Here is an 18676-nt window from a genome sequence, read left to right as displayed (position 1 = left end):
TCAGTTGAATGGAATACCAATTCATGTGATAAAATTCTGACGCACAGGGATGTCCATTCCACTCATCTTGTATTGAATTAAAGTGAAAACCGCTATAGCATCAAAAATGAAAATTTATAAAGAAAGACTTAATTTATGCAAAATTTGCTAAGCTTACCTAAACTATTCAAATTACAAGCACAAAGAACGCCAGAAGAAATTGCGATCGTAGATCGAACAAATTCAATTACCTATCAAAAATTAGATCGGTTGACAGATAACTTAGCGGGTTACCTTCACAAACAAGGGGTTACCTTAAATCAACCTGTTGGAGTTTTACTGGAAAAAACCCAAGACTATATTATTGCTGCTCTAGCTATCATGAAAGCTGGGGGAGCCTTTATGCCCCTAGAATTAAAGTATCCCGATGCTTTGCTTGCCAAAATGGTAGCAGATGCTAAACCTAGTTTAATTATTACCAAGAGCCAATATTCCTCAAAAATAAATAGTGAACTTTCTCTACAAATTTTACCTATAGATCGAGAAAATAACTGGAACTCACCCCCCACATTAGATTTAGAACTACCGTCAATAGCTCCTGAAAATATCGCTAATATAATCTACACATCGGGAAGTACAGGAGAACCAAAAGGCATAATATTAAATCATCAGGCCATTATTGCTGGGGAATTGAGGCGAGAGCAAGTAAGTCTCAGTAAATCAGGATATCCTATAGCCTATTTATTATTTCAATGGGAAATATATAGACCTTGGATTAAAGGTGCAACCACATATATTATTCCTGATGAAATAATTTACGATCATGAGCAATTTTTAGATTTTATATATCAAAATCAAATCAAGGAAATCACAATATCTCCTTCCTTAATACAAAGTATATTTAATACAGTTGAAAACGAAACTATTACTGCCCAATTATCAGGTTTGGAAGTTGTTTGGATAACCGGAGAAGCACTAACACAAAAACTAAAATATCAATTGATAGATAGACTACCATCTGCTTGCTTACTCAATTATTATGGGATAAATGAATGTTTTAGCGTTGCTATTGATAATCTGCGAGAAAGTGAAGATTTACCATCAGGATTCTGTGCTGTTGGGATTCCTTTTGAAGACGATGAAATAATTTTATTGGATGACAATGGGCAGCAAGTTTCTCCAGGAAATGAAGGGGAGATGTATATCCGTAGTCCCTGTATGTTTCGAGAATATTTGAATAAACCCAAGCTGACTGCTGACAGTTTTGTTGACATTAACGGTTATCGCTTTTTCAGAACAGGAGATTTAGCAGCTATTTTACCCAACGGCAAACTAGAAATTAGGGGTCGTTGTAATTATATGGTCAATCTGCGGGGATATAATGTATCCTTAGCTGGAATTGAAAATACTTTATTAGAACATCCAGAAATTAAAAGCTGTGTAGTTATTATTGAAGGAAAAGAAGAAGCAGAAAAGAAACTGATAGCCTATTTCGTACCTCAGAAACAAAGCACTGAACCCCAGCAGATTAGGGAGCTAAAATTAAGGTTACGTCATCATTTACAAGACCATTTACCTGCTCACATGATTCCATCGGTGTTTGTGGTAATCGATAAAATTCCCATGACACCGATGGGTAAGTTGGATCGTCGCCAACTACCAACTCTAGACCATTCTCGCCCAGAATTGGCAGTACCTTTAGTCAAATCCCAATCGGATACAGAGAAACGTATTGCTCAGATTTGGCAAGAAGTACTTCAGTTAGAGGAAGTAGGAATTAATGATAACTTCTTCGATTTAGGTGGTAATTCTTTACTGCTGATCCGGGTTCACAAAAACCTGAGCAAAATCTTTGCAATTCATCTGCCTGTAACAACACTGTTTGAACACCCAACCATCGCTACACTAGCTCAACACTTCGAGCAAAATAAGGGAGTAAAAACAGCCGTTAAGCGCTACGAAAAAAGAAATAAATTAATCCAGCATGGCTGTGATATAGCCATAGTTGGTATGTCTTGTCGGTTTCCTGGAGCAAACAATACCGATGCTTTCTGGAACAATTTACGAGATGGGGTAGAATCAATTTCCTTCTTTAGCGATCGCGAAATTCAGCTAGAAGATCCCAACTGGATAGAACACCCCAATTATGTTAAAGCCAGTCCTATCTTGCCAGATATTGACCTATTTGATGCTGAGTTCTTCGGCTACAGCGATAAAGAAGCTGAACTAATGGACCCCCAACATCGGCTTTTCCTGGAATGTGCTTGGGAAGCACTGGAAATTGCTGGTTATAATCCTGGAAATTATCCAGGTGCAGTGGGAGTTTATGGGGGTTCGAGTCCCAGTACCTATCTAATTAACAATATATCTCATAGCTTAGGATCTTCTCGGGCAAATCCTTTACTTACCCATTGTCTATTTAGGGGGACTAAAGATGTGCATACCGACCTAGGCAATGGGGGAGATTACTTACCCATGCGGGTCTCGTACAAATTGAACCTAAAAGGACCGAGTGTTAATGTTCAAACTGCCTGTTCCACCTCACTAGTTGCGGTTCACTTAGCTTGTCAGAGTTTACGCAGTGGTGAATCTGACTTAGCACTAGCTGGGGGAGTTTCGATCTTCGTTCCCCAAAAGACTGGTTATTTATACCAAGAAGCCATGATGTTGTCTCCCGATGGTCACTGTCGTGCTTTTGATGCTGAAGGTCAAGGAACGTTATTTGGTAGTGGAGTTGGCATAGTTGTCTTGAAGCGATTAGAGGAAGCGATCGCTGATGGGGACCATATATATGCCACCATCAAAGGGTCAGCAATTAATAATGATGGGGCGGTTAAAGTTACCTACACAGCTCCTAGCATAGAAGGACAGATAGCAGCCATTTCCGAAGCACTGGCTATGGCTAACATAGATCCTAGGACGGTGAGTTATGTGGAAACCCATGGAACTGGGACACCCCTGGGAGATCCAATTGAGATTGCAGCACTGACAAAAGCGTTTCGACAAAGTACGAACAGCCAGGACAATAATTTTTGCGCGATTGGATCGGTGAAAACTAATATCGGGCATCTCGATGTGACCGCAGGGATAGCAGGTCTAATTAAAACAGTGCTGGCACTGCATAATAAAGCGATCCCGCCAAGCTTGCACTTTAAAGAACCCAATCCCAACATAGATTTCCCCAATAGTCCCTTTTACGTTAATACAGCCCTCACCCCATGGGAACCAAAGGTCACCCCTCTCCGTGCTGGAGTAAGTTCCTTTGGTATGGGTGGAACCAATGCCCATGTTGTTCTAGAGGAAGCCCCGAAACAAGTTGAAAGTGGATCCCCCCTAACCCTCGTTAATAACGGGGGCATAAGCGAAGCATCCCATGGCTTCCCCCTTGCTAAGGGGGACGGGAGGGGGATCGAAAAAAGTAAGTCAAAAGGCAAACGTGAACGTTCTGTGCATATTTTGACTCTATCAGGGCAAACAGAGCAGGCTGTGGCAGAGTCGGTACAGAATTATATAACTTATCTGGAGTCCGATCCAAAGGCGGAGATTGCCGATATCTGTTTTACTGCCAATGGTGGACGTCAGCATTTTAACCATCGTTTGGCTGTTATTGCTGGCTCCACTCAAGACCTTCTGGAGCAGTTGCAAAGGTTTGGAAAGCCTGTTGATATCAACGATAGTTCCGAACCCCCAACAATTCACTCCCTCAAAGCAGACTCTACCAAGCAGATTGCCTTTGTGTTTACCGGACAAGGTTCTCAGTATATTGGTATGGGTCGTCAACTCTACGAAACTCAACCCACTTTCCGAAAAAATTTAGACGAATGCGATCGCATCCTCCGTTCCTACTTAGATATTCCCTTGTTGGAAGTTCTCTACCCGGATTTAGATAACAATAAACCGGAAACAGAACCTGACTCATCCATTCACCAAACAAGCTATACCCAACCTGCCATATTTGCCATTGAATATGCCCTGGCCGGGTTGTGGAAATCCTGGGGTATCGAACCCGATGTAGTAATGGGTCATAGCATTGGGGAGTATGTGGCGGCTTGTGTTGCTGGGGTTTTTAGCCTAGAAGACGGACTGAAACTAATTGCCGAACGGGGTAGGTTGATGCAATCCTTACCCCAAGACGGAGAAATGCTAGCGTTGTTAGCTTCCGTTGCACAAGCAGCAGAAGCCATTAAACCCTATGGCCGGGATGTGTCTCTGGCTGCGATTAATGGACCCCAGAGTGTGGTAATTTCGGGAAAAAGAGCCGCGATTAACACAATTGAGCGCAATCTTGCCGCAAAGGGAGTAAAAACCAAGAAATTAACTGTTTCCCATGCTTTCCACTCTCCTTTGATGGAACCGATATTGGCAGAGTTTGAGCAGGTGGTGGCACAGGTGCGGTTTAATCTACCACAGTTAAACCTGATCAGCAATGTTACCGGAGAACTAGCTACAGAAGAAATAACCACTAGCAACTATTGGTGCGATCATCTCCGGCAACCAGTACAATTTATGGCTAGTATGTCAACCATTGCACAGCAAGGGATAGATGTATTGGTAGAGATTGGAGCCAAACCAATTTTATTAGGAATGGGTCGTCAGTGTCTCTCCCAACATCAAGGATTATGGTTACCTAGTCTGCGTCCTGGACAAGAAGATTGGCAACAACTATTAACCAGTGTGGCAGAACTATATTTGCATGGTGTTTCGATAAATTGGCTCGGTTTTGACCAAGACTTTGCTCGTCATCGCATTCCCTTACCCACTTATCCTTTTCAACGGCAACGTTATTGGGTGAGTCCAGAGGATAGTTTAATGGGAATAACTGCCCCTTCAACATCCCCAGGAGCAATCCCACCAAAAAATATAGGTAAAAAGTCGGATATTGCTGACTGGTTTTATATTCCATCTTGGAAACGGTCTATTCCCCCCGCTTATCAACCAGGTGAAAAGCTGCTTGAGTCTGACACTCTAGTATTTATCGATGAGTGCGGACTCGGAGAGGAACTAGCAGAAAAACTGGACATACAGGGCAGTGACGTTGTAAGGGTGAGTCCCGGTTCGGAGTTTGCTAAGCAAAGCGATCGCTTCTACACCATTAATCCCACCCAAGCTGATGACTACCATACCCTACTCCAAGAACTGAAACAACTGAATAAAAACCCCAGTAGCATTATTCATCTGTGGAGTGTCACCCCAAATAACCACACAGAATTAGGAATAGAATCTTTTGAAGCGTCTCAAGATTTGGGTTTATACAGCCTGATATTTCTTGTCCAAGCCCTTGAAAAACTGAATTTTATCAATTCACTCCAACTTACAGTTGTATCAAACAACCTGCAGGAAGTGAGCGGAGAAGAAGTATTATCTCCAGAGAAAGCAACCCTGCTGGCAGCCTGTAAAGTTATTGGACAAGAATATCCCAATATAAACTGTCGCAGTATCGATCTTGTTCTTCCCCCATCCCAAAAGCAAAAGCAGGAAAAACTTGTAACCCAACTACTGGGGGAAATAACAGCACACTCAGAAGATTTAACTATCGCTTACCGGGGTAAACATCGCTGGGTGCAAAAGTTTGAACCTGTGGGATTAGAAACACCTGGAACAGGAACATTACCTCTGACAAAAGAAGGGGTTTATCTGATTATTGGTGGACTAGGGGCGATTGGTCTGTCCCTAGGGTCACACTTGGCAAAAACTGTACGGGCCAAACTAATCTTAACGGGACGTTCCCTATTTCCTGCCAGGGATGATTGGTCTCAATGGCTAGCTACTCACAATGGAGAAGATCGGATTAGTCGCAAAATTCAGAAATTGCAGGCTATGGAGGCTATGGGAGCGGAGGTGATGGTACTCAATGCTGATGTAGCCGATGGACAACAAATGGAAGAAGCGATCGCACAAGCAGAAGCTCGGTTTGGTAACATCAATGGAGTCATCCACAGTGTTATGTTTACTGGAGACAAAGCATTGTGTTCCATCAAGGAAATAACTAAAACTGATATTTGGCAGCACTTTCACGGAAAAGTACAGGGAACGATCGTCTTATCAAAGGTTTTGCAGAACAAAAACCTTGACTTTTGTATCTTAATGTCCTCCATCGCATCAGTACTGGGGGGTTTGGGGGACGTTGCTTATTCAGCAGCCAATCTGTTTATGGATGTTTTCGTTCACCAGCAGAACCGAAGTAATTCGATTCTTTGGTTGAGTGTAAACTGGGAGACTTGGGAATTCCCAAAACAAGATCGAAATTATGACATTGCAGCAGGGCTGGCTGAATTTGCCATAACTCCAGAAGAAGGTATCCAAGCCTTTGAAAGGGTTTTATCCACTCCAGAACTCGATCAAATTATTGTATCTAGTGGAGATTTACAACCTCGTATCGATCGATGGGTCAAACTTAAATCTGTAAAAGAACGAAATAACCAGCATCAACAAGCATCATCTACATCAGTTACCTTCCGTAAGCAATTAGAGACAGCTCCTGTGGGAGAGCGTCAGGAATTATTGGTTACTCACATTCGCGCGCAGGTAGCCAAGGTACTCGGAATTGCTCCTGAGCGAATAACATTAGAGCAAAAACTCATAGACTTAGGATTAGATTCTTTGATGTCTATTGAGTTGAGAAATGCTCTCCAATTGAGTCTGGGTTTGTCTGTGCCTTCTACTTTAGTATTTGATTATCCCACACCGGAAGCATTGACTAGTTATTTGGCTCAGGAAGTTCTTGCCTTTGAGGAATCACAAAGTTTAACCGATACCTCCATCAAACAAGGTATAGTTGAGGATGACTCTTACCGTTCTACTTTAGTATCAATTCAGCCAAATGGTTCAAAACCTCCTCTGTTCTTTGTCCCCGGAGTCTTGGGCAATGTTTTCGATATCTATCCCTTGGCACAACACCTAGATTCAGAGCAACCTTTATATGGCTTGCGATCGCTTGGTTTAGATGAGGGGGAAAAGCCATTAACCCTAATGGAAGACATAGCAGCCCACCACATCCAAGCCTTACAAGCCGTTCAGCCTAAGGGGCCATATTTTTTGGGCGGTCATTCAGCAGGAGGAAAGGTGGTTTTTGAGATAGCTCAACAGTTAAAAAATCAGGGACAGGAGGTAGCTTTGCTCGCAATTATAGATGGTTTAGGGACAAATGTTCAAAAATATCAAGATTTTGCTGATTGGGACAATACTAAACTCATCAACGATATAAGCAGTTTTTATCAAGGTTCTTTAGGAGAAGCGGTCAAGGTTGATCCTGAAACACTTCAATCTATTGGAGAGGAGCAACAGTTAAATTATCTTCTGGAAAGATTGAGCATAGCTGGTTTTCAATTAAACCAAAATGAACTAAAACGTATTTTTAAAGTTTACAAAGCTAACGTTCAAGCTGATGTTGACTATATACCACAAGAGAGTTACCCAACTTCAATTACTTTCTTCCGAGCTATGGAAACAGAAGTCTTTGAGGCTACCCTCGGTGAAACAACAATACTGGAAGACCCAACTTGGGGGTGGGGTAAAGTTTCTGCTGAACCTGTGACAATTCATGAGATTCCAGGCAACCATTTCACGATGATGGGAGAACCACATGTTCGAGTTCTAGCTCAAAAGCTAAAAAATTGTCTGGAAAGCAACTGCAATCTCTAAACTAATTGCAGTATGAACAATATCTGATTAAGTATAAAATTACCAACAAAGATAAAAACCATGAGAAAAATCTTAGCTTTGTGGGCAACGGTTCGATCAACTTCCACTGTCTTTGAAAATATGATGCGCCAAAGAGGTGATTTTCTGGCTTTTCATGAACCTTTTGGCTTATCTTACTACAACTCCCCAGAGCGGCGCAACACCAATCGTTATCCAGATATAGAACTCAATCCCGAATATAATTACCAAACAACCTGGCAAAGGCTAAAACAACAGGCAGATTCCCAGCCAGTTTTTATCAAGGATATGGCCTATTTTATGTTCCACTTAGCCGATCGAGAATTTTTGTCTATATTTGAAAATACTTTTATTGTGCGTCATCCCGCTAAAATGCTGCCATCACTTTACGACAAATGGCCTGATTTTACTTTAGAGGAAACTGGTTATGCTCAACTCTACAAACTCTTTGAAATGGCTAAGGAATTCAGTGGAAAAACTCCAGTGGTAATTGAGTCGGACGATTTGGTACAAAAGCCCGAAGCAACAGTTAAAGCTTACTGCGATGCTGTTGGTATACCGTTTATTAAAGAAGCCCTAGAATGGGAACCAAAATTTCGTCCTGAACTTACCAATTGGGATGGCGGAACTTGGGTAACTAACGCCATGTTTAGTACTGGCTTTAAGGAACAAAACACAGATAATTATGTGGCAGTGGAAGATAATGAACACTTACAAAATGCTTATGAATTTTGTTTACCTTATTACGAAAAGCTTTTTGAAAATCGAATTCGTATTGCTTAAAGTTGAAAACCCCGGCGAAGATAGATGAAATTTCCAATTAAAGCTGTACGTTTACCAATAAATCCAATTATTAAGCAGGGAATGCTAGGTAAGACAGGCGATCGCCTTTGGCGCGCTCTGAAGAGCGATCGTGGTGCTAACATTAATGGTCCATCCCTGATTCGCGTTCCTGACTGGATTGAAAATCCCCTAGGACGCTATTATCTTTATTTTGCTCATCACTTGGGTAAATATATTCGTCTTGCCTATGCCGACTCTCTAGAAGGAGAGTGGAAGATCTATGAGCAGGGAACCCTACACTTGGATGAAACAGCTTGCTTGGATCATATTGCTTCTCCAGATGTCCATGTTGACAATGAAGCCAAAGAAATACGGATGTACTTTCATGGCGACTATGAGGGGAGAGATAAGTACGATCAGGTGACAATGCTAGCAAAGTCTCAAGATGGCCTCCATTTTACTGCTTTGCCAGAGATACTTGGACCATACTATTTTCGAGTTTTCCAGCACAACGGATTCCACTATGCTATTGCCAATAACTGGTATGGTACAGTGATGAACAACCGTCCCATAGCTGGAATTGTACTCCGGTCAAAAGACGGTGTGACGGCGTTTGAGCCAGGACAAGATTTTATACTTAACCTACGACACGGTGCTGTATTGGTAAAAGACGATTGGTTGTTGGTATTCTACTCCAGATATGGCGATGCTCCTGAACGTGTTTTAATGAGCTACGTGGATTTAAGCAAGGATTGGGACAAGTGGATTCCTTCAGAACCAGTGACAGTTATTGAACCAGAAATGGATTATGAAGGAGTTGCTTTGCCTATTGTCTCTTCGGAGGTTGGTATTGCAAAAGAACCGGTGCGAGAACTGCACGACCCAGCTATTTACACCGAGGGAGAAAAGCTGTACTTACTCTATTCAGTAGCAGGGGAACAAGGTATCGCGATCGCTGAACTCAAATTTTGCTATTAACAGGAATTTGTTTAAAAGAATCTTGTTTCGGCACAATTACATAAACAGAGGAAAGAAGGTTTCCTAGTATACCCGCATTGATCACAAAGAGTGCGATCGATCGCGTAGCCCTTCGGGCTAATCCCTCTGAAGAGCGCGCCAAAGGCGATCGCTAAATTCATAGGGGTTCGTCTTTTGGTTTTTGATTCTGAAGCGGAGGATATTATTAGATGGACAGTTTAGAGCGAGACCGGGAGATTATTCAAAAAATTATCTCTGACTACGCACAAATCCCTTATTCTTACGGAGAAATTGAACGAAATAGCGTTTTTGATTGTGAGCGCGATCGCTACCTATTAATGATAGTTGGTTGGGAGGGAGTGCGTCAAGTTCACGGCTGTATCATTCATGTGGAAATTATCGATGGCAAAATCTGGATTCATCGGGATGGGACAGAGGATGGCATCGCTGGGGAACTCCTAGAAGCAGGTATTCCCAAAGAGCGTATTGTTCTAGGCTTTAAATCACCAGGAGTGAGGAAGCACACAGGGTTTGCAGTTGCCTAAAGTCACCCTGTAATAAGTAATAAGTCAAGAAGAGGCTCTATCTAATTGATATAATTTAGAGTGATCGCTAATTCCCACAACTTTAAAGTAGAGGTCAACAATGGCAGCCAGAGATACCTTCCATGAAGCCGTAAAATCAGCTTTACAGAAGGACGGCTGGTGTATTACTCACGATCCTCTCTACATCAATTTTGCTGAAGTTGAAATTTACATCGATTTGGGTGCAGAACGACTCATTGCAGCCGAAAAAGATGAAGCAAAAATAGCTGTTGAAATTAAAACCTTTCTCAAGCCTTCGGCAATTTCTGAATTCCATACGGTTTTGGGACAATTCCTTAATTATCGCTTTGCCCTCAAAGCAGAAGATCCAGATAGATTCTTGTATTTAGCTATTCCTCTTGAAATTTACGAGACCTTCTTTGCCCGTCGCTTCGTTCAACTTATTACCCAAGAGTATCAACTAAAATTGATTGTATTCGAGCCAACTAAGGAGGAAATTGTTCAATGGCAAAACTAGAGCAATATCGGCAACTCGTCAAAGAGATCCTAACCGAATACAGCAGCCACAAACCCGCTTATGGTGAGGTAGAAGTGGAATTAATCTTTGATACCGAAAGAGACCGCTACCAGCTTGTCCATGCCGGATGGAGTAATCGTCGCCGTATTTATGGTTCCACCATCCACATTGACCTTAAAGATAATAAGATTTGGATTCAAAATGATGGTACAGAAGTTGGGATTGCTAACGTCTTAGTTGAACGCGGTGTGCCTCATCAAGATATTGTTCTAGCCTATCATGCCCCTTATCTAAGGAAATTTACTGAATTCGGAGTGGGATAATAAATAATAACTTAGCTTTTTAAATTGTCCATACCAAGAATAACCAGGAGGTTTTGATGGTAACTTCTTTAACTACTCCCGATGCCACCTTAGCAGCAATTGAAGCCGCCTTACCCATTGACCCTCAGCCCTATACTATTGGCGATCGTCCCACCGGTTTGATCGTTGTGGATGTGCTCAATGGCTTTTGCACTGTTGGTTTTGGTCCTTTGGCTCCAACAGAACCAAATCAGCAAATAGCCACCATGGTATCAGAAAGCGATCGCCTAGCCAAAGCTTTCACAGCCAAAGGTTGGCCAGTCTTAGCTTTCCTAGATACCCACGAACCAGGCAAACCAGAACCTCCCTATCCTCCTCATTGTGAAAAAGGCTCTGGGGAAGAAAAGCTGGTTCCTGAACTGGAATGGCTAGAAACTCATCCCCACGCCACTTTAATTCAAAAAGACTGCATCAATGGTTTTATTGGTTCCATTGATGTAGATACTGGAAACAATAGTTTAATTAGCTGGATAAACCAGCACAAGCTAGAAGCCTTAGTAGTTGTGGGCATCTGCACCGATATTTGTGTAATGGACTTCGTGGTTACTATGCTATCAGCACGCAATCATGATATGGTACCAACGTTAAAAGATATTGCCGTCTATACTGAAGGTTGTTCAACCTTCGACCTCTCGGCAGAGATGGCAGCCCAGCAGGGTTTGCCAAAGACGGCAATTCATCCCCAGGAAATCGCTCATCATGTTGGTTTATACACCATGGCAGAGCGTGGAGCGTTCATTGCTTCTACAATTTTGATGTGACCAATCCCAAGTTTAAAACCAAGTAAAATTTACATTTTTAATAAAAAACATGGAATCTCGACTAACAATTGTCACAGGTGCAAGCGGCGCTCTGGGTAACAGTTTTGTTGAACACTTTATACAGCAAGAAAATACCACTTGCGTAGCCATTTCTAGAACCCCTATGGAAACGGATGCCCTGCATTGCAAATTCGATCTTCTCGATAGCCAAGCCGCAGAGCAAGCCATCACTAATCTCGACCTTTCGGAAGTTTCTGATGTGATCCTTATCCATGGCGTAGGCAAATTCAAATATGAAATCGAGACAGAAACTCCCGAGGCAGACTGGGATGACAAGGGAATTGATGATGAAATATTCTCATCAAACTACCATACCTTTGTCAACGTAGCCCAGCCACTTGTCGAAAAACTTAACCAAGAGCATCAATGCAATCGCCAGACAACCCTTGCTCTTTGTGGTTTCGGTTCTGTTACCGATAAATATAAGATCCCTTTCTGGCGCTCTTATACTTACGCCAAAGATACCTTACGGAGCTATATCCAAGACCTAGCTCAGTCAGAAGACTGGCAAGGACTAATCAGGGGACGGTTTATCAATGTGAGTACTACAGACACAGGTAATGAAAACAAATTGCGACCCAATGCAACAGCTGAAGAGAAAAAATATTGGCTCAAGCCAGAAAAAATCGTCCAGCAATCTCTAGAATCTCTGGAGTCCTTCCAGCCTCTGTGGCAGGAAATAGATGTCTATGAACCCATGCCAGGATTTGAGCCAGACGACTATTACAGCAATTACGATAAAATTCAAGAAAAATGGCAACGACAGATGGGAGTGCCATCTTCATTAACTTAACTGCTTTTTTGCTAAACTTTTAACTGAGGAGTATTTCCTATCTCCTGTTTTTGCAAGTTAGGAAATACTCCCATTTGGAGCTAGGAATTAGAAATAGTAGTCTAATTGCATAGGAAATTAAATTGGTTAAGAGTTATGGCAATATTACCTCCCCTAATAGTGTTAGACCCTCTACTCCATCAATGGCTCAAAGAAGATCTTGGTAGAGGCGATCGCACCACCCAAGGTTTGTTCACTCAAGAAGCTAGTTCTGGAAACGGACAATGGATTGCTAAGGAAGCCGGTGTAATCGCGGGATTGCCAATTGCAGCGCGGGTGTTTTATTTATTAAATCAAAAGGTCAGCTTTATCCCCCTAGTAGCAGAGGGAGAAAGTTGTCAGGCAAGCCAAGCCATCGCTCGTTTGCACGGACCATTTGATGCTTTGTTGATGGGAGAGAGGGTAGCTTTAAATCTAACGATGAGTCTGAGTGGCATTGCTACCCTAACCCGTCAGTATGCGGAAAAAATTGCTGATTTGCCTGCCCAGTTGGTGGATACTCGCAAAACTACTCCAGGCTTAAGACTATTGGAAAAATATGCAACTCAAGTGGGAGGAGCCATTAACCATCGCATGGGCTTGGATGATGCAGTGATGATTAAGGATAATCATATTAAAGCGGCTGGGGGAATTGGAGAAGCGATCGCTCGAATTCGTAAGACTATTCCCTATCCTATGACCATAGAAGTAGAGACAACAACTCTCGCAGAAGTAGAAGAGGCGATCGCCCACAATGCCGATATTATCATGTTGGATAATATGCCAGTTGAGCAGATGGAGGTAGCAGTTAAGCTAATTCGTGTAAGCAACAACAAGATTAAAATTGAGGCATCGGGTAATGTGACCTTAAAGACGATTCGTGCAGTGGCAGAAACAGGAGTAGATTACATCTCCAGCAGCGCTCCCATTACTCGCTCTTGTTGGTTGGATTTGAGTATGAGATTAGGGAGTTGAGATAAACAGTAGTATCGCCGTTTATCTCAACTAGTATAGGAAGTATACCCTGGGATAGATTTTGAAGGAAGTTCGAGCTTATTACTGTACTATTGACCAGGAGGAATTGAGCGAGCAGCCATGACAGAGTTAATGAATGCTGTTATTCTTACCGGATTTGGAGGGCCAGAAAAACTGGTCTATACCCAAGTCCCTAAACCAGTGCCGAAAAAGGGAGAAGTGTTAATTAAAGTAGGAGCTTGTTCTGTTAATAATACAGATATAAATACTCGAACAGGCTGGTATGCTGCGGAGAATAATTTTCAAGATATTCTGCAAGATACCAAACACAATGACCCGAATCACTCCTCTTGCTGGGCGCAAAGTGGTATAGAATTCCCTCGAATTCAAGGCGCTGACATTGTTGGTCAAGTTGTGGAAATGGGTTCCGATGTAGAACCGCAACTCCTTCATCAACGGGTTATGGTTGACAGTTGGATTCGTGATGAAACTTTAGATGACTATCAATATGTTGGCAGTGAATTAGATGGGGGATTTGCAGAATATGCCCTCATTCCAGCGACCAATGTTTATCCGATTAAGTCTCCACTTTCCGATCTTGAACTCGCTACCTTTCCCTGTTCCTATTCCACAGCAGAAAATATGGTAACTAAGGGAAGAATTTCAGCAGCAGACACGGTATTGATTATGGGGGCTTCCGGTGGTGTAGGGAGTGCCCTGATTCAACTTAGCAAAATTAGAGGAGCCAAAGTTATTGCCATTGTTGGCGCGAATAAAGAGCATTTTGCAGAGGAGTTAGGTGCTGATTATGTCTATCGACGAGATGAGCAATTAGCCTCTAATTTAGAGCAACATCTAATTACTGCTGCTCTAGATGTTGTGGGAGGAGATTATTTTAATTTGATGATTAAAGCGCTTCAACCCAGAGGAAGATATGTTTCTTGTGGTGCAATTGGAAATCCAATGGTTACTCTAGATTTGCGGGATTTGATTTACAAGGATTTAGAGATGATTGGAGCAACGCGGCTTGAGCCTGATGTGTTCCAGCAATTGGTTGGATATCTTGAAGAAGGTCTTTTAAAACCTTTGATTGCTAAAGTTTTTAAACTTTATGCAATTAAGGAGGCTCAGCAATTTTTTAAGACTAAAACATTTTTCGGTAAAGTGGTTATCACCCCTTAGTAAATAACTGATTGTATAGTTAAGATAAAAAAGAGGTAAATTTAGAGTATTAAATGAAGATAACTTTAAAACTTTTAGATTGCACTCGCTCCAAACACAACCTTACATTACTTTATCAATATGACGAAATAACTTTTACAACTACTCTCTGGTATTCCACAGTTGACTTTCATCAGCTTGAGTCTGAGTATAGTCAGGAATACATGGAAAAAATTTATTTCCATATTTTGTTATTTCATGGGTTAAAAATATTAAGTTTAAAACCGACTCATCTTGATTTAGGAAAATATGGCAAATATTGGACAAATAATCTAGAAAAACTCTGGGAAGTAAGTGTTGAACAATGTTTAGGGCAGTGGCGGTATGAAACGGGTAATTTAGATTATCAAGGAGCAGAAATAATTCATCAAGATGTTACCACCATGAAAAGAGAAGCGGTAACTCTAGTTCCAGGAAGCACTCCCTTGCTTCTTTGTAATGGTGGTGGTAAAGATAGTCTACTAATGGCACGTTTGTTGGACGATAATAGTGTTCCTTTTGATAGTTTCAGTATTAACTTACACACCCATGCTAATCCTGAAGAGTTGTTTGAAATGCACGAACAACATCTCTATAAACTTCAAAATCCGCCACCCAAGATTCATCGTCAGTATATTATCGAGTCATTCCTAAATTCTCCAGCAGCTAAACTTCATGGGGTAGAAGGTGTAGAGGTTTCTGACATTAGAAACTATGAAGACTTACCCCTCGCTTATGGAATGTTTGGCATTCTTCCCATAATCCTTCAGGAGAAATATACCCAACTTTGTTATGGAAATGAAAAAAGTGCTGACAGCGAACAGGTTAAGGTAGATAATCAAGTTATTAATCACGCCTGGTGTAAAAGCACTGAATGCGAAATTTTTTATGAAGAATATATTCAACAAGAGTTTATTAGTAATCTAACAATTTTTAGTTTACTAAAACCCATGTCAGATCCCTTAGTTTATCGGCTGTTATCTCAAAAAGTTAGAGAAGAAGACCTCAAATTAGTTTATTCATGTAACACCAATCCTCCTTGGTGTAAATCATGCCCTAAATGTGCTTATGTTTATTTATCTTATATGGCTTATCTTACTCCAGAGCAGGCAAATGAGGTTCAACACCTCTTAGGCAAAGAAAATCTTTTTTATCGCCCAGATTTACAGCTTTATTATCGTCAGTTGATGGGCCTAGAAGCTCATAATGCTTTTGAATGTGTGGGGGAAATTGAAGAAACGAAACTTGCTTTAGAAAAATGTGTTGAACGGGGATTTACTGGAGAGGCGATTAACTGCTATTCTAAAAAAGCCCGTCTAGATAGGAGTGAATATCAAAAGTTGTGGAAAAAATACCACCAACTGGATTTATCCTATCAGCGTCTGCCGCCAAAACTGATAGAAATTTTGATTGAAGAATGTCAAAAATTGGAGAATAAATAAAATTTTCGACTGGTTGTAAATCTTACACTCAATTGCCACAAAAAATAATCAGGAGCTCTTGATGACAAGCAATGTAATCACAAAAGAAAGCTTTTTAACAGTTGCAGGTAAACGCTTCCACTACATTTGGTTGCGGGATAATTGCTTATATCCCCAGTGCGTAGTGGCGTGGCACACCTTAAATGTTGCTTTAGAAAAATACCATAATCTACTTTTAACAAGGGTTTAGCGGAAAAAACTATTGCACTATTTTAGCTGTGCCACGGCAGTAGGGTGCGTTACGGGCGGAAAGCCTCTGATTTTTCGCCTCGTAGTCAGCTTTGCGATAGTCCGCCCCGTAACGCACCACCAAAAGGCTCGCCCTCATTTTCTCGGTAGCCAGTGTTGGGACAGTCCGTCCGAAGATTGTAACGGGCAAGATGCCCATTCCACTAAGATGCCCATTCCACCAAGATGCCCATTCCACCAAGATGCCCATTCCACCAAGAGCCCGTTCCACCCACCGGGTCAAACAGCTTTAATGAGATCCACCCTTAGCTTCTCTGTTACGCCGTAAGTTTAAGTATAAATCACCATGCCCTCACCATTCCCTGGAATGAATCCCTATTTAGAAGATTCAGCCTATTGGTCAAGCGTACATCATTGGCTAATTACCGAAATTGCTCGCTTATTAAACCAACAGTTAGCCCCTAAATATGTAGTTGCGGTAGAAGTGCGAATCTACGAAACTAGTGGAGAAAAGTCCACGCTTATTGGTATTCCTGATAATGTCATTGCTAAAAGCTCTGAAAATACTATCAGATATCCCGAGTCTAATGTAGCTGTTGCAGTTCCTCCTACCGAACCTTTAACGATAGAACTTCCTCTGACAGAAACTATTAAGCAAGGATATTTAGAAGTTAGGAGAGTTGGTACAGGAAAAGTGGTTACCGCTATTGAAATTATTTCTCCTATCAATAAAAATTTAGGAGAAGGTCGTAAAAAATATGAAAACAAACGTCAGCTTATTTTAAATAGTAAAACAAATTTTGTAGAAATAGATTTACTACGTCAAGGTAATTCACTAATTAATTTAAATCAGAAGATCGAGCGTGACTATCACATTTTAGTTAGTCCTAGTAATCAACGCCCTCAAGCCTATCTATATGCTTTTAACCTTCAAGATGTGATTCCTGTTTTTCCTTTACCTTTATCTCCAGAAGATCCAGAAATGCTTCTAGATTTACAAATGATTTTACATCAAGTTTATGACCAAGGGCGCTATGATTTAATGATTGACTACAAACAAAAAATTATTCCTGCTTTATCAAAAGCTGATGCAAGTTGGGTAGAAAATATTTTAAAAAACAAGGATTAACTTAAATTAGTTATTGTAAAAATTGACATCATAACTCGTTAAAATAAAAAAAATAACCTGATTTTTTGGTAAGAGTTATGGCAATACTACCTCCCCCAATAGTGTTAGACCCTCTACTTCATACAATTTGATGCGTTGTTGATGGGAGAGAGGGTAGCATTAAATTTAACAATGAGTCTGAGTGGCATTGCTACCCTAACTCATGAGTATGCCGAAAAAATTGCTGATTTGCCTGCCCAGTTGGTGGATACTCGCAAAACTACTCCAGGCTTAAGACTATTGCAAAAATATGCAACTCAAGTGGGAGGAGCCATTAACCATCCCATCGGGTTGGATGATGGGGTGATGATTAAGGATAATCATATTCAAGCGGCTGGGGGAATTGGGGAAGCGATCGCTCGAATTCGTAAGACTATTCCCTTTTACCGAATCCTTACAAATCCGATCTGACCAATCAACTCCTGACCTTGAGCCGAGAGTAACAAATTCTTATAAGCAATCCCCACTTGCTCCTCCAATTGCCCATTCTTCTTCACCACCACAAACAGATTGCGAGTAATCGGATACTCACCACTCCGAAACGCTTCGATATTCAACAGATTCCGTTGAGCAGGACATTGAGAACTTGGCACCAAAGGCTTTTGGTAAGGAGTCACCAACTGGTTAGGGTTACGACCCACTGGCAAGGGTTTAACAGTACACTGAGGTACCACTTCCGGTGCAGAGGCAAAATATATCCCACCCGGATCTTTAGCTAATTTACGAAGCCCTATAGTAGTAGTTTTGACAAACTGAACATTATTACCAAACTGCTCACCATTCATAATATCCTTCATCAACAGTTCCACAGTACCACCAGAGTCTGCAGGACGAGAATAAGGAGTGATATTGAGATTTGGACCACCCACTTGATTCCAGTTAGTCACCTGACCGGTGTAGATAGATTTCAGTTGCGCTAAGGTAAGACCAGAAATAGTTAGTGCCGGATTCACGGCCACCACCAACCCATCAATAGCAACGGGAATCTGTTGCAACTCGAAACCCCGCTGTTTGGCTTGTGAGTACTCTTGCTGAAGCAGAGGTCGAGAGGATTGGGCAAAGCTTAATTTCCCATCTAATAACTCCCGGTTCGCCCATTTTTTCGGGAGTTATAAGAAAGGCTACTCAGGAGTAAAAGATTGACCATCAAGTTGAGTATAAATAGTAGTTGAAAACCCAAGTAGAACAAGAAGACGCTGCTGTAAAGG

Annotated in this window: 13 protein-coding genes and 2 pseudogenes; 13 read left to right on the top strand and 2 right to left on the bottom strand. The window is 41.5% G+C overall.

What is annotated here, in order from left to right; all coding sequences use genetic code 11:
* Positions 1 to 135 precede the first annotated feature (135 nt).
* The 11 genes from F6K52_RS09450 to F6K52_RS09400 all read left to right on the top strand — a co-directional run bounded on the left by F6K52_RS09450 (position 136) and on the right by F6K52_RS09400 (position 16072).
* Positions 136 to 7620, top strand: a complete 7485-nt coding sequence (locus F6K52_RS09450) for a type I polyketide synthase (protein WP_293076722.1) — start codon at positions 136 to 138, stop codon at positions 7618 to 7620.
* Between the two features lie 60 nt (positions 7621 to 7680).
* Positions 7681 to 8421, top strand: coding sequence for a sulfotransferase family protein (locus F6K52_RS09445; RefSeq protein ID WP_293076720.1), 741 nt, complete (start codon positions 7681 to 7683; stop codon positions 8419 to 8421).
* A 24-nt stretch (positions 8422 to 8445) separates the two neighbouring features.
* Positions 8446 to 9399, top strand: a complete 954-nt coding sequence (locus tag F6K52_RS09440) for a hypothetical protein (RefSeq protein ID WP_293076718.1) — start codon at positions 8446 to 8448, stop codon at positions 9397 to 9399.
* Between the two features lie 209 nt (positions 9400 to 9608).
* A complete protein-coding gene (locus F6K52_RS09435) occupies positions 9609 to 9944 on the top strand; it encodes a XisI protein (RefSeq protein ID WP_293076716.1) in 336 nt (111 codons plus the stop codon).
* A gap of 100 nt (positions 9945 to 10044) precedes the next feature.
* Positions 10045 to 10461, top strand: coding sequence for a XisH family protein (locus F6K52_RS09430; protein ID WP_293076714.1), 417 nt, complete (start codon positions 10045 to 10047; stop codon positions 10459 to 10461).
* Complete coding sequence (locus F6K52_RS09425; protein ID WP_293076712.1) at positions 10449 to 10784, top strand: XisI protein; 336 nt, start codon at positions 10449 to 10451, stop codon at positions 10782 to 10784. Before F6K52_RS09430 ends, F6K52_RS09425 begins: the two co-directional genes overlap by 13 nt.
* Positions 10785 to 10840: 56 nt before the next feature.
* Positions 10841 to 11584: an isochorismatase family protein gene (locus tag F6K52_RS09420; protein WP_293076710.1), complete on the top strand. Its 744-nt coding sequence runs from the start codon at positions 10841 to 10843 to the stop codon at positions 11582 to 11584.
* A gap of 49 nt (positions 11585 to 11633) precedes the next feature.
* Positions 11634 to 12437 carry an SDR family NAD(P)-dependent oxidoreductase gene (locus F6K52_RS09415; RefSeq protein WP_293076708.1) on the top strand — a complete coding sequence of 268 codons (804 nt, stop codon included), beginning with the start codon at positions 11634 to 11636 and terminating at the stop codon, positions 12435 to 12437.
* A gap of 135 nt (positions 12438 to 12572) precedes the next feature.
* Positions 12573 to 13430 carry a carboxylating nicotinate-nucleotide diphosphorylase gene (gene nadC / locus F6K52_RS09410; RefSeq protein ID WP_293076706.1) on the top strand — a complete coding sequence of 286 codons (858 nt, stop codon included), beginning with the start codon at positions 12573 to 12575 and terminating at the stop codon, positions 13428 to 13430.
* A 120-nt stretch (positions 13431 to 13550) separates the two neighbouring features.
* Positions 13551 to 14612 carry an alcohol dehydrogenase family protein gene (locus tag F6K52_RS09405; protein ID WP_293076704.1) on the top strand — a complete coding sequence of 354 codons (1062 nt, stop codon included), beginning with the start codon at positions 13551 to 13553 and terminating at the stop codon, positions 14610 to 14612.
* Between the two features lie 53 nt (positions 14613 to 14665).
* On the top strand, positions 14666 to 16072 hold the full coding sequence (locus F6K52_RS09400; protein WP_293076703.1) for a hypothetical protein: 1407 nt from the start codon (positions 14666 to 14668) through the stop codon (positions 16070 to 16072).
* Between the two features lie 238 nt (positions 16073 to 16310).
* On the opposite strand, the gene F6K52_RS09395 is transcribed toward F6K52_RS09400, so the two are convergent.
* Entirely contained in the window at positions 16311 to 16583 is a 273-nt protein-coding gene (locus F6K52_RS09395) for a hypothetical protein (protein ID WP_293076701.1), read from the bottom strand.
* A 63-nt stretch (positions 16584 to 16646) separates the two neighbouring features.
* Between F6K52_RS09395 and F6K52_RS09390 the strand changes: the two genes are divergently transcribed.
* Positions 16647 to 17429 (top strand): DUF4058 family protein, encoded by a 783-nt coding sequence (locus tag F6K52_RS09390; RefSeq protein WP_293076699.1) that lies wholly within the window; start codon positions 16647 to 16649, stop codon positions 17427 to 17429.
* A 129-nt stretch (positions 17430 to 17558) separates the two neighbouring features.
* A pseudogene (locus tag F6K52_RS09385) lies at positions 17559 to 17852 on the top strand (nicotinate-nucleotide diphosphorylase (carboxylating)); the annotation flags it as partial.
* Here F6K52_RS09385 and F6K52_RS09380 read toward each other — a convergent pair.
* Positions 17852 to 18544: pseudogene (locus F6K52_RS09380) on the bottom strand (substrate-binding domain-containing protein); the annotation flags it as partial. The pseudogenes F6K52_RS09385 and F6K52_RS09380 sit on opposite strands and share 1 nt — an antisense overlap.
* Positions 18545 to 18676: the final 132 nt, after the last annotated feature.

Source organism: Moorena sp. SIO3H5, assembly GCF_010692395.1.
Taxonomy (GTDB): Bacteria; Cyanobacteriota; Cyanobacteriia; order Cyanobacteriales; family Coleofasciculaceae; genus Moorena.
This window is presented reverse-complemented; position numbering and strand designations above follow the sequence as displayed.

Bases quoted from the DNA above. Each gene is read 5' to 3' on its own strand.
- F6K52_RS09450 (WP_293076722.1), top strand. From the start codon at position 136: ATGCAAAATTTGCTAAGCTTACCTAAACTATTCAAATTACAAGCACAA.
- F6K52_RS09445 (WP_293076720.1), top strand. From the start codon at position 7,681: ATGAGAAAAATCTTAGCTTTGTGGGCAACGGTTCGATCAACTTCCACT.
- F6K52_RS09440 (WP_293076718.1), top strand. From the start codon at position 8,446: ATGAAATTTCCAATTAAAGCTGTACGTTTACCAATAAATCCAATTATT.
- F6K52_RS09435 (WP_293076716.1), top strand. From the start codon at position 9,609: ATGGACAGTTTAGAGCGAGACCGGGAGATTATTCAAAAAATTATCTCT.
- F6K52_RS09430 (WP_293076714.1), top strand. From the start codon at position 10,045: ATGGCAGCCAGAGATACCTTCCATGAAGCCGTAAAATCAGCTTTACAG.
- F6K52_RS09425 (WP_293076712.1), top strand. From the start codon at position 10,449: ATGGCAAAACTAGAGCAATATCGGCAACTCGTCAAAGAGATCCTAACC.
- F6K52_RS09420 (WP_293076710.1), top strand. From the start codon at position 10,841: ATGGTAACTTCTTTAACTACTCCCGATGCCACCTTAGCAGCAATTGAA.
- F6K52_RS09415 (WP_293076708.1), top strand. From the start codon at position 11,634: ATGGAATCTCGACTAACAATTGTCACAGGTGCAAGCGGCGCTCTGGGT.
- nadC (WP_293076706.1), top strand. From the start codon at position 12,573: ATGGCAATATTACCTCCCCTAATAGTGTTAGACCCTCTACTCCATCAA.
- F6K52_RS09405 (WP_293076704.1), top strand. From the start codon at position 13,551: ATGACAGAGTTAATGAATGCTGTTATTCTTACCGGATTTGGAGGGCCA.
- F6K52_RS09400 (WP_293076703.1), top strand. From the start codon at position 14,666: ATGAAGATAACTTTAAAACTTTTAGATTGCACTCGCTCCAAACACAAC.
- F6K52_RS09390 (WP_293076699.1), top strand. From the start codon at position 16,647: ATGCCCTCACCATTCCCTGGAATGAATCCCTATTTAGAAGATTCAGCC.